The sequence below is a fragment of the Bacillus sp. JJ1609 genome, from assembly GCF_036967045.1.
Taxonomy (GTDB): Bacteria; Bacillota; Bacilli; order Bacillales; family Cytobacillaceae; genus Mesobacillus.
Genome location: NZ_JBALSS010000006.1, coordinates 163,301 through 175,312, shown reverse-complemented (window position 1 = coordinate 175,312; position 12,012 = coordinate 163,301). Strand labels below are relative to the sequence as shown.

The window sequence follows — 12,012 nt, the reverse complement described above, 5'->3', positions numbered from 1 at the left end:
AGGCGCTGGAGCTGGACAAGAAAAATGGGGACGGTTCTCGCGTTTCACTTAAAACGCGAGAACCGTCCCCATGTTCACTTTAGTTAGACATAATCTCTTCCATTTCATTAAATTCTTCCCGCACGGCTTTTCCTGGCTTATTTGTCATTAGACTTACTGCAACGACGGCGATAAGGCTCAAGAAGAAGCCTGGAATCATTTCATACATTAAGCCTTTCAATGCTGGAACGCTGATCCAGACCATGACTGTAGCAGCACCAACAATAATGCCGGCTAATGCACCCCAGCGGTTCATTCGCTTCCAGTAAAGGCTTAGCAGGATTGCCGGACCAAATGCAGAGCCGAATCCTGCCCACGCATTACCTACTAATGAAAGAATGGAATCCTTTGGCGTATACGAAAGTCCGATCCCAACTAACGCTACAAGTAAAACGGACATTCTGCCGACAAACACTAATTCCTTATCCGATGCTTTGCGGCGGAAGAATGCTTTGTAAAAGTCCTCCGTTAATGCACTGGATGTAACGAGTAATTGTGAAGAAATTGTACTCATGATTGCAGCTAAAATTGCCGCAAGCAGGAAACCAGTGATATAAGGATGGAAAAGGATATTTGAAAACAGGATGAAAATCGTTTCTGGATTTTCAAGTGCGACATTGTTCTTTGAAACATAAGCAATACCAACAAGACCGACTGCTAATGCGCCGATAATCGAAATGATCATCCAGCCCATAGCGATTCGGCGGGCAGGCTTAAGCTCCTCAATTGAGTTAATCGCCATAAAGCGGACGATAATGTGAGGCTGACCGAAATATCCCAACCCCCAGGCTAAAAAGGACATAATGCCAATCACGGATGTTCCTTTAAAGATATCCATTAATGTAGGATCAATCTTTTGAACACTATCCATTACATTTGCCGTACCACCAAGGTCGGTAAAAGCCACGACCGGTACAAGGATAAGTGCAACAAACATGATCAAGCCTTGTACAAAGTCAGTCAAACTTACAGCAAGGAATCCGCCGAACAGCGTATAGACAATGACAACACCCGCTGTTACAAATAAACCAATTCGATAATCGAGCCCGAATGCTGATTCGAATAACGTACCGCCAGAAACAAAACCGGCAGATGTATAAAGCGTAAAGAAGACGATGATCACAATCGCTGAAACCGATCGAAGAATCTTAGTATGATCCGAAAAGCGGTTTTCAAGAAAATCGGGGATCGTAATTGAATCATTTGCTAATTCTGTATAAGTTCGCAGTCTTGGAGCTAGAATGAGGTAGTTTAAATAGGCACCAATCGATAATCCAATTGCCAACCAGGCACTTGAAAGCCCAGTCGTATACATGGCGCCTGGCAATCCCATCAGCATCCAGCCACTCATATCTGACGCACCTGCAGAAAGAGCTGTTACAGATGGCCCCAGACCACGGCCTCCTAGCATATAATCATTCAGGTTAGATGTCTTCCGATAAGCATAAAACCCAATTAATAACATCGCTATAAAATAAATGCCCAAAGAAATAAATACTTCAAAATTCACCAAATCTCTCCTATTCGTTTTCCCTAAACGAAATAATTAACATAGTGGTTTAGGCTCTTTTCGTAAACTTCTAGCTATTACACTCTAGAGTAAAAATCGGCTTCTGGATTTTTATGTTTTTAAAAGCTATCGTTGTTCAGAAATATCTCGAAAAGAGCTCCCAAAATAACAATAAAAACTACTTTTATTAAAGGGCGCCAGGTCGAACCACGCAAAAAATAAATATGTTAATTATGCCGTCCAAGTTTTTTTGCCGCCTCAAGGGGGGCTACGGTTACTTAACCTAACAAAGATTCCATATCGTTTCAAGGAAAGTGCGGAAAATAAGAGAAGCACAAAACTGTTGCAGCTACCAAGCTTTTAGGGATGAAGGCGGTTTCAAATTTAATTGAAGTAATTATATTAGGAATGCTCAGAAATTATAAATTAGGTGATTCTAGCTTTCTTATCAGATTTTCTAAACCTGCTGAAAATGAAAAGAACTCAGACCTTTTCGGCACTGAATCCTTTCCTTTTTTATTTAGTCTATCAAGGCGTTGTGACTAGCCGAGCACCTTAAAATTCATTCTAAAATTAAACCTAGTAATCAGCTTGAGGACCTTCCAAATGGCTCTTCTCTCTTTTTCGTAAGACTAACCATGCGACTACACTTAAAACGATCAATAAACTTTCCAACGAAAAAATATACAATGGATAGGGTCCAAGCACATCCAGGAAACTTGGGGTTTCAGGCTTATGGCGTAAAAACCAGTAATTCCCCTCCGCTCGTTTATTAACGAACAAGATAACAGGCAATAGCAAATTAATAAAAACAATAAGTTTGATCACAGAACGGAATGTTGGGTAATATCCTTTTGCCCATGTAAAATATAAGGTTACCCAAACAATCATCATATGCGCATAGAAAAAGTGGAAAAATCGAAAGTGAGGAAAATCGTATGTTAACGCAGGAGTTATAATCGCTTGTGTAGCACCCAATAGCGAAATAAAAAATAATAATTCAAAGACTAATTTTTTTCTAGTCAAAAGCAAAATCACGCATAATATGAGGCCAATATTACACAATTCCAACGGCATGGAACGGCCTATTTTCCAGACCCCATTCACCAGCATCCATACGTGATTCATGATCTCCATGAAAACCAAACTAAAAGTTACTCCAATTTCAGTTCTTCTCCATTTGTCACCATTCATATTTGTTCTATATAGAAAAATAACGCCTATAGTAAGAAAAAAGATGGCCAATACAACAAAGTGACTTCTAGAAAACATATCAAAATCAAATGATTCATTACTGAGGCCAAACCACTCCATTAATTCCACCCCTAGTTTGATTATTGAACAAACATAAGGTGTCCGGTCTATTTAATTTTTATACGGTCTGCTCCAGCCACCCAGTGATAAAGCCATATAAAAAACGGCCAGCCAGAAATTTCTGGCTGGCCTTATAATACGGACGACTAAAAATCACTAAAAAAGTAAACCGTTCTATTTTTGGGGAATCAAAACGCATATAAAAGCAGCTAAAATAGCAGAAGTAATTCGTAAGTAAATTCGCTCTCGTATTGTTTTGATTTGCAGGGTTTCATGAGGTAATTAAATATAATTTTCCAATAAGTCTCTAATGATACATAAACAGCTATTATTAGGAAAAAAATACAATTACTAACTTTCTAGGGGAGCATAAGAAATGTCATTCAAGGAAGGAATCACTCATTCAGAAAAGGCTTATAATCAATTAACTGATACCAGTTCCTTATTTGCGAAAATAGTGAGGGATGATTTTCTATTCACTTGGCAGTGGTGGTTTGGTATCTCCCTTTTTATAATCCCGTGGATTATTTGGTTCATTTTGAGAAATAAGGAAAGCACAGGGCGTCTGCTTTTGGGTGGATTATTGACAATCATATTATCACTTTCGATAGACCTTGCTGCTTTATCGTCTGGGCTTTGGTCTTACCCATTGGTCATGATCCCACTTGCTCCCTTTTTATTTTTACCATATCACTTTTCTTTAGCACCTGTAGGGATTATGTTTGCGTTACAAATAAAACCGAATATGAATTCCTTTTTAAAAGGTGTGATTTTCTCAGCCATTGCTGCCTTTTTAGGTATGAATTTCTTTAAGGCAACTGGCTTTTATAATCCTAAAAATTGGTCTTCTTTTTATGATTTTTGTATATTCTTCTTTCTTTATTATGCTGCGTATACCATCGTTCAGGTGGATAGCTTTAAGAGATTAAAAAATTAATACAACATAAGGAAGCAATTTTTGCTTCCTTATTCTCCTTTGAAAAAACGAAACCAATCTGTATATTGTAAGCCTTCTTTCAACCTGCCCCCGTTAGCACAATAAAGATTTTAATAAATAAGTACCTTAATAATTCATGGTTCAAACCGGGTCATCATAAGTACGTGACCGTTGCCTATTAAAAAAGCAAGGCTCGATTGGCCCTGCTTGTTATTCGACTATTACTTGTCCAACCATCCCTTGCTGGAAATGGAACCGACAGATCAGTTCATATGTACCGGGCATTTCCGGTTTAACGGTAATGGTTATTTCTTTTCCAGGCTGGACTTCGGTGTCAATTCTGAGCTTTTCCACTGTGAAGGTGTGCGCTTTCTTACCTTTGTTTTTCAATATTAACGTTGTCGTTCTTCCATTCGGAATAGTAATGACTTTCGGATTAAAGTAAACATCGTTCATCTCGACCTCAATCGCTTTCTCAGACTCAATAGGCTGTGTTAAGACACCGGATTCCGCAAATACACTGAGTGAGCCTGGAGTTGTCAAAACCATAGTCATCGCAAGCAAAACGACCAATCCAGTTAACCACTTTTTCACTGACATTCACAATACCTCCTTTCCTAATACTATTTTTTCCAATTCATAAAATAATATCACTATAAATCTCCAACGTGCTTCAAATAGTAACTCTTTATATGAAACAGTGACAAAGAAAAAAGATCGACACTAATGGCGATCTTCTGGAATCCATTCTTCTTCAATTAACCTGCCATGTTAGCTCACTAAAAAAGGTTCGCCTCAGCAATCCCAACTTCAACTCTCGCACCCAATAGTTGAATATTGATATTAAAGCCTTTCCTGTTCTCAAATTCAGATTTAGCTGTCTGTGCAAAATTCAGACCCTTAGCGAACCGCGGAAACCTCTTGCCGCATAGTAGGAATCAGCTCCATTGTGGTACATAAAGACAGTATCATAGCGGCGATCACAAAAGATTGCCCCGCCAAGTTTTCTAATATTGGCAGGTGTTTGCACCCAGCTAGACGTTTTCAGATCGAAATTCCCAAGTTCCTGCAGCTCCCGGTATTGTTCTTCCGTTAAAAGTTCAATGCCCATGGCAGTTGCCATATTCATAGCGCTATTTTCCGGTTTGTGTTTTTTCCGTGACTCCAGTGCTTCTCGGTCGTAACAAACACTTCTGCGATCTTTAGGACTTTCCGCTGAACAATCATAAAAGATGTATTCGCCCGTCTCTTTATCCTGGCCAACCACATCCGGTTCACCGCCAGTGCCTTCCATTTCATTGAGCGACCACAGTTTTTCAGTATTCGCTTCGAGCTTGGCTTGTACTTTAGCCCATTCAAGCCCTTCATGCCGGTTCATGTTTTTCTCAAATCGCTCTTTCAAAGTTCCGAGTAGTTCATCTCGTTGTTCTGGTGACAACTCCTTATTTCTCTTTGTCATATTCGTTTCCTCCTTGTTTTTACTCATGATTGTATAAGGACTAAACTGATCCGTTAATAAAAAAGCGTAACTTCTTGTTGTATATACTCACGCGTTAGCATAACAACAAAAACCTCTATCAGAACACGCCATTTTCATTCGGAGAATTCTCTGGTATGGGCTGACCCACATCCCACAATTCGACGATGACGTTATTTTGGAAGCGGAAGATATGAACCACTGCTGCCCCAAGGTCATCTTGCTTTTGTTTTACATGGGAGTGAACCGCAACAAGATCCCCATCTTCGATGACACGTTTTACTTCAAGTATTTTGTTAGGATTCTCGGCGCCGTTCTCTTCCATTGCGAGCATCAGAGAGTCAGCATCTCCCTGGAAAAAGGGATTATGATGACGGAAATCCGGACTAATGTACCTGCGGTATGCTTCGCGCACTTCCCCCGACGCAACCAGTTGTAAAAACGACACTGCGATTTCTTTTAGAGAATTCTTCATTGTCAGTCATCCCTTCTTAAAAGTGTTACCCTTGTTATGTAATTTGTCTATCTAGCTTTCTAAGCTACAAGCCTTTATTTTGCGTAAAACTACTTGTTAGTTACATTAGATATCAATTGTTTTATTGCTAACTTGTACATTAAGAAGTTCTACGATTTTTAGATTATTCCTTCTAGAACCTTCCCCAACAGCTAAATAAGAATTATCCATGATTATTCGAATCTTTGGCGAGTATGGATATGTCCCATTTCTCCGCTAAGGTCAAAGTTTTACTAAAGTGAACAGCTAATAATATTACCTGACTTAAACCCCCAAAAAAAGGAGCGAATCTCCCCATCGCTCCTTTAACTAATCATTCATTCTTCGTTTCTAAAAAACTCTTCCAGGCAGTCACTCCGCCATCTAATACGACTACATCATAGTCCTTTTCAGACAGGATATTCGCACACTTTGTGGCAGAATTCCCTGTTGTACATGTTACAATGATTTCTTTATCCTTAGGCAACGCTTGAACGGATTCGCCATTGTTTTCAAAAATGAAATTCTTCGGTAGGTTGATATTCTTTATGCCTGCTTCTTCAATATGATAGTCTTTGTATTTTTCCTCTGCTCTTACGTCTAAAAGCATGATTTCGTTATCATTTTTTACTTTTTCGTATAGTTCTTCTGCGGAAATTTTTCTTATGGTCATTCTGTTCGTGCCCCTTTCAGTTCATTCTTTGGGTTCATTATATCAAATTTCCGTGCTTACAAAGCTGCATCCCAGGGCTAACGGGCAGGTTCGTTTCTTGGGATTGCAAATAAAGTCGGGAAGAATCGTCTCGATCACGGTAAAAAAACCAAACCCTAAAGCGGATTTGGTTTTTTCTCTTAGTTTACTCCTAGAGTGATCTCCAGTTTTTCAAGGATCTGATCTGTTTCCCTATCATGCCGGGATTGTGGTCGAAATGTGATTGTTTCGGGAATATTGTTGAACGGTTCGTATGACACCTTGAATGTATCTTCTTTCTTGAACAGGGAAAGAGGTTCCACTTGTTCTCCGTTGCTTCCCAACAATTCGAAGCTCAACTCCATTTCACGATCACTCGGCTGCTTCAGCTTATAAACAACCTCGGTTGACGTTGGAGCAAACGTGACCTTCTCAAGGATCACCGTAATGTCACCACTCGATTTCTTCTCAATTGGGAGGATTACCTTGTTCTCAGAACTCATTTCCTTCACTGGAAACTGAACGTTCCATTCCCCTTCACTCTCACCAAGCTTTTTGATATTCACTCCTAAATCGAATTCACTTGGGAGAGGATCTGATACATCTATGTGCATGACACCGAGCACCACATGGTCATCATATCGTTCGCTGCTTCCTCCCACACCATAATTTTCAATTCGTTTTCCGTCGACGGTAAAATTGATTGAGGGATTCACGTTTTCATCAAGAATCGTGTCGGACTGAACGACATACCCAACAGAAATGCGCGTCCCATCATAGATAGCTTCATTCACTGTCACGGTAATACCTTCATCCGCAGCACTCTTATTGACTTTTTCAGCAAGCCCTTTTTCCACGGTCGTTTTCAATGTATTGTCTCCTGCCAGCTTGAAGACGGATTCAACGAATGGGATGCTTTGCAGCACCTGCGCCATCGTGCTATTAGTAAAACCGGTTCCCAAAAGAATGGCTAAGCTTGCCACAATTCCGCTAGCAATCATGGATGGCTTTTTCCATTTCTTCTTTCGTTCTGGAAGGCTGGACAGTGTTTCATCAATCCGGTGGCGTACTTGATCCGGCATCCCATTTTCCATCTTCCGTAACGTTTCTCCCAATTTCTGATCATGATTTTCTGCCATTTTGTACACTCCTTTCAGTTTCTGAACCCAGGTATTGCGATAGCTTGTGCCTTGCCCGGCTTAGACGTGACTTCACGGTACCCTCCGGAATCTCCATTGCTTCTGCAATCTCCCGCACATTCCATTCCTCAAGGTAATACAGCGTTACGGGAACCCGTAAGTCCTCCTCCAATGATTTCAGGGCATCTTTCACCTCAAAGGTTGAACGGTCATCTGGCGAAGCAGGCTCCATCCACTCCTGCATCGGAATTATTTTCTTATTTTTTCTCAAAATCTCATAGCTGCAGTTAATCACGATCCTCACCATCCATGTCTTGAAGATTCGTACATCACGTAATGTAGTAATGGAACTATAGGCTTTTAATATAGCCTCCTGGATGGCATCAGCACAGTCCTCATCGTTCTGCAGGATCGAGTTCGCTACCTTATAGAGCACCTCTTCGGCATCCTTCACAATCCGCACAAAAGCTTTCTTGTCCCCCTTTTGTGCTTTTTTCACATCTCGTTCACTAGCCAAAAGTTCCCCTCCTCTTTTTAATCTATCTATTAGATGGCAGACACGCCGGTTCGGTTCACGTTCATTACTATTTTTTCAACAAACTGGAAAGTTCATATAATTAGGATAATACAAGATCGTGGGGATAGGGCATAGATAACGGAAAAAATAACATTTTGAAAAACCACAGATAACGGGGTTCTCTATCGGAGTACAAAAAGTTAAAAAACATCGTAAATCGCATATAAATTAGCAAGTAAAAAAGCACTGCAATTTTGCAGTGCTTTTAACGTTTGTATGTGGTTCAAATTGGAACCGATTTTTTAGGCTTATTCAGCAATCGCACCCGATTGTTGAACAACGATTAACTTATACTAAGATTATCTTATCGTCAATATTTATCTTACCGAAGCGTTCAACCTTTGCCCATACACCAAAAGTAGATTCGTGGTTATTAACCAAGTATCGGAGTAACCGTTTATCCTGTTTTAGTTCCTCTTGAGAATTGTTCACCATTATACACCTTTGAAGAAGAGCAACAACTCTTAGGATAACTGACGAGCCAACTAGGATTAGTTGATTCACCCAATGATCTTCAAGGCATCCCGTTGATTCTGTATCGATCAATAAGTTTGCTCTGAAACGTCGAGGGTCAACTGCCTCTCCTAGTTCCTGACTCACCTTTCGTAACGCAGAAGTAGTAATGATGCTAATTGGGCCTTCATCAAAATGGGATATTGACTCCTCTCGTGCCAAAGTTACTTGATATCCGAGACTCTCAGACAACTTTTCGTTAACAGTATTATCGTCACCTCGATAATCTGTGCCATCGGGCATAGTTATAATTGGAGTAGTATCCTCATATCTTGCTTTATAATTAAATAAACCATCCATGTGTTGAAAACGACGTGTTGTTTTACCGCTACCAAATTTTCCATTTATATTCTTTATCGCCCACAGACGATCCCCATTGAGTCCTCGTTTATCAATTGAAACGGTTTGTAATATCTCCCCTAAAATTGATTTTACAGGGAATCGTCGGATTTCTTTCACTTTACCTACAATTTGATTTTTATCATCCAATGTTTTTACCCCCGTTTCCTAACTTATCGCCCTTCACTTCAATAAAAAAAGACATTTCTCCATCTTAAAGAGATGCTTAAGTTGAATAAGAAATATTAACCTTAAAATCCCTTATTCAACAATCCTGCTACGTTTGTGGAATAAGATTCACTCGTTATAACCTTACTTTATATTCGATTTAGAAACCGTTTAATCCTTTTCAACGGAATTTAGCACTTTGTTTGGTGAGTCGATTAGCAATTGAATTAGCATACCAAATAACAGTGTGACAATGATTATTGTCATCGTGCTAAATCACGTAATAAAAACCCAAAAATCATTGATATTTCAGCAATAACAAGCCATCTAATTCATATGCGAATTAGGTGGCTATTTGTGCTGCTTTTTAGTGTTTTGTACTCCAAAAGAGAACCCGTTATCAAAAAGATGGTCTTCTTTTTTATGTAAAATATCAACAATATCACTTCAAAGAGCCTTTAAAAAAAGCCTTTGACATAACTCTCGACCGGGTGTAGATTTTAACTATGTATATTCAAATAATCAAAGATACAAATATTAAAAATAAGGAAGGGTAAAAATGCAGCGTAAGTGGGTTTTTAGCGGAAGGTATCAGGGTTACTCAGTTCAGTCTTTCCAAAAGGACATTATATCTGGGATTGTCGTGGGCGTTATCGCGATTCCTCTGGGAATGGCGTTTGCCATTGCCTCAGGCGTTAAGCCCGAGCACGGAATCTATACGACGATTATTGCAGGAATCCTGATTTCATTATTGGGAGGCTCAAAGTATCAGATTGGCGGGCCGACTGGTGCATTTATTCCCATCTTGTTTGGGATCGTCATGACCTATGGTTTTGAGAACCTATTGATCGCAGGATTTATGGCGGGGATTATTTTAGTTCTGATGGGAATTTTTAAAATGGGGTCACTGATCAAATTCATTCCCCGGCCGGTTACGATTGGTTTTACCTCGGGGATTGCGGTGATTATTTTTGCCGGGCAAATCCCGAATTTCTTAGGCCTAACCGGTGATGAGAAGCACGAATACTTTCTTGAGAACGTGAATGAAATCATCATTCATATTGATACCATTAATCTATACAGTATCCTCACTGCCGGAATTTGCTTATTCACGGTATTGCTCACTCCCAAGCTATTTCCGAAAATCCCGGGACCACTGATTGGACTGGTTTTGTCCACCCTGGCTGCAAGCTTCTTTTACCCGCAGCATGTTGCGACCATTGGTTCAACCTTTGGAGACATCCCCAGCACTCTGCCTAAGTTTGCGATTCCAAAGATGTCATTCGATCGGGTCCAGACACTTATCGGCCCGGCATTTGTGATTGCCTTGCTTGGTGCGATCGAGTCGCTTTTATCGGCAGTAGTGGCTGATGGCATGACAAATAGCAAGCACAACAGTAATCGGGAATTAGTCGGGCAGGGCTTCGCCAATATGGTCACGCCTCTGTTCGGGGGTATCCCTGCAACCGGAGCAATCGCACGAACGGCTACTAATATAAAAAATGGCGCCGCTTCCCCTCTTTCCGGGATTACCCATGGAATCGTCGTGCTTTTAGTTCTATTGCTTTTTGCACCTTTCGCATCAAGGATTCCTCTTGCAAGCATGGCGCCGATTTTAATGATCGTCGCCTGGAATATGAGTGAACGTCACGTATTTTTCCATATGGTAAAATCACGCACGGAAGATACACTCGTCCTGGTCATTACCTTCTTGTTAACCGTGTTTTTCAATTTGACACTGGCTGTCGAGGCAGGTCTCGTTTTAGCGGTTATTATTTTCACAAAAAGAATGAGTGATATAATGGTAACTGCAAAGGCTTTGCCAAATCCGAATAGCAAGCAAGAGAAAGTCCAGCCCCAAATCGTTTCTGATTCGCATGATTGCCCGCAAATCAGTATCTATAACGTGGAAGGACCGCTATTTTTCGGGGCTGCGCAAACATTTGAACAAACCATCATGGAAACCATCCATTTTAAACCAAGAATCCTTCTATTAAGAATGGGAAAAGTTCCATTCATGGATACAACCGGCGAAGCCCATTTATCAAGTATCGTCCGCCATTTTTCAAAACATGGGATCGTCCTCATATCCGGTATCAACCTTCAGCCTAAAAAAGTATTAGTAAAAACAGGCCTATATCAATTGATAGGAGAAAATCATTTCTTTGACCACACCGGGGACGCCATCAAGTACGGATTATCGCAAATAAACAAACACCAGTGCCTCGGCTGCAAACACCTCGCATTCAGAGAATGTTCAACCCTTTCAGGCGCAGCAGAAGAAACATGGGGACGGTTCTCATGTTCCAAAAATGAGAAAGGAGGCAATTTGATTGAACCTGGAGATGCAGCAATTTAAAGCGGAATTTTTCAAAGCACTAGCCCATCCTCTCAGGATAAAGATCCTTGAGCTATTGGCTGAAGGAGATAAGAGTGTCAATGAAATCCAGAATCTCGCTGGAAGCGAAGGATCAGCCGTTTCCCAACAGTTGACCATCCTCCGCGGGAAAAATATCGTCACAGGCACGAAAGAAGGCAACCGTGTCATTTATACCCTTCGTGATCCCATGATTGTTGATCTTCTTGCCGTTGCCAGACAAATCTTTAATAACCATTTAGTGGAAACGATCAATATGCTGGATAAGTTTAATGATGAGAATGCGAATTGAAAGAAAGCACGCCTTCGTGACGGAAGCGTGCTTTCCATCTATTTGAATCATCTTATCGTTGAAGATTGGTTCATTTTAAAGACTCTTAAGATCATCGAAGAGAATATGTTAGCTTCGACTTCAGACGGGCTCTCATCACCACTCAG

General features: G+C 40.5%; 12 protein-coding genes. 3 read left to right on the top strand and 9 right to left on the bottom strand.

Translation table 11 applies throughout. The features are described 5' to 3' along the window. Positions 1 to 79: 79 nt before the first annotated feature. Both putP and V7654_RS05470 read right to left on the bottom strand, forming a co-directional pair. On the bottom strand, positions 80 to 1,549 hold the full coding sequence (gene putP, locus V7654_RS05475; RefSeq protein WP_335429131.1) for a sodium/proline symporter PutP: 1,470 nt from the start codon (positions 1,547 to 1,549) through the stop codon (positions 80 to 82). Positions 1,550 to 2,128: 579 nt separating this feature from the next. Beyond that, positions 2,129 to 2,863, bottom strand: a complete 735-nt coding sequence (locus V7654_RS05470; RefSeq protein WP_335429128.1) for a YwaF family protein — start codon at positions 2,861 to 2,863, stop codon at positions 2,129 to 2,131. 376 nt (positions 2,864 to 3,239) lie between these two features. Here V7654_RS05470 and V7654_RS05465 point away from each other — a divergent pair, with 376 nt between their 5' ends. Further along, on the top strand, positions 3,240 to 3,800 hold the full coding sequence (locus V7654_RS05465; RefSeq protein ID WP_335429126.1) for a CBO0543 family protein: 561 nt from the start codon (positions 3,240 to 3,242) through the stop codon (positions 3,798 to 3,800). Positions 3,801 to 4,010: 210 nt separating this feature from the next. On the opposite strand, the gene V7654_RS05460 is transcribed toward V7654_RS05465, so the two are convergent. The 7 genes from V7654_RS05460 to V7654_RS05430 all read right to left on the bottom strand — a co-directional run bounded on the left by V7654_RS05460 (position 4,011) and on the right by V7654_RS05430 (position 9,179). Then, on the bottom strand, positions 4,011 to 4,400 hold the full coding sequence (locus V7654_RS05460) for a cupredoxin domain-containing protein (RefSeq protein WP_335429125.1): 390 nt from the start codon (positions 4,398 to 4,400) through the stop codon (positions 4,011 to 4,013). Positions 4,401 to 4,692: 292 nt separating this feature from the next. Further along, the gene (locus V7654_RS05455; protein WP_335429124.1) at positions 4,693 to 5,259 is read right to left on the bottom strand and encodes a DUF4256 domain-containing protein; all 567 of its coding nucleotides are present in this window, start codon (positions 5,257 to 5,259) and stop codon (positions 4,693 to 4,695) included. Positions 5,260 to 5,377: 118 nt separating this feature from the next. Continuing rightward, positions 5,378 to 5,752 carry a nuclear transport factor 2 family protein gene (locus tag V7654_RS05450; protein WP_335429123.1) on the bottom strand — a complete coding sequence of 125 codons (375 nt, stop codon included), beginning with the start codon at positions 5,750 to 5,752 and terminating at the stop codon, positions 5,378 to 5,380. A 352-nt stretch (positions 5,753 to 6,104) separates the two neighbouring features. Continuing rightward, on the bottom strand, positions 6,105 to 6,443 hold the full coding sequence (locus V7654_RS05445) for a rhodanese-like domain-containing protein (protein WP_335429121.1): 339 nt from the start codon (positions 6,441 to 6,443) through the stop codon (positions 6,105 to 6,107). A 179-nt stretch (positions 6,444 to 6,622) separates the two neighbouring features. Further along, positions 6,623 to 7,600 carry a DUF4179 domain-containing protein gene (locus V7654_RS05440; RefSeq protein WP_335429120.1) on the bottom strand — a complete coding sequence of 326 codons (978 nt, stop codon included), beginning with the start codon at positions 7,598 to 7,600 and terminating at the stop codon, positions 6,623 to 6,625. Then, positions 7,584 to 8,117, bottom strand: a complete 534-nt coding sequence (locus V7654_RS05435; RefSeq protein WP_335429119.1) for a sigma-70 family RNA polymerase sigma factor — start codon at positions 8,115 to 8,117, stop codon at positions 7,584 to 7,586. The genes V7654_RS05440 and V7654_RS05435 overlap by 17 nt, the downstream gene beginning before the upstream one ends. A 348-nt stretch (positions 8,118 to 8,465) precedes the next feature. After that, entirely contained in the window at positions 8,466 to 9,179 is a 714-nt protein-coding gene (locus tag V7654_RS05430) for an MOSC domain-containing protein (RefSeq protein WP_335429117.1), read from the bottom strand. 577 nt (positions 9,180 to 9,756) lie between these two features. Between V7654_RS05430 and V7654_RS05425 the strand changes: the two genes are divergently transcribed. Together V7654_RS05425 and V7654_RS05420 are read left to right on the top strand one after the other, a co-directional pair. Continuing rightward, the gene (locus tag V7654_RS05425) at positions 9,757 to 11,556 is read left to right on the top strand and encodes a SulP family inorganic anion transporter (protein WP_335429116.1); all 1,800 of its coding nucleotides are present in this window, start codon (positions 9,757 to 9,759) and stop codon (positions 11,554 to 11,556) included. After that, positions 11,531 to 11,866 carry an ArsR/SmtB family transcription factor gene (locus tag V7654_RS05420; RefSeq protein ID WP_335429115.1) on the top strand — a complete coding sequence of 112 codons (336 nt, stop codon included), beginning with the start codon at positions 11,531 to 11,533 and terminating at the stop codon, positions 11,864 to 11,866. The genes V7654_RS05425 and V7654_RS05420 overlap by 26 nt, the downstream gene beginning before the upstream one ends. The last annotated feature ends 146 nt before the right edge of the window (positions 11,867 to 12,012 follow it).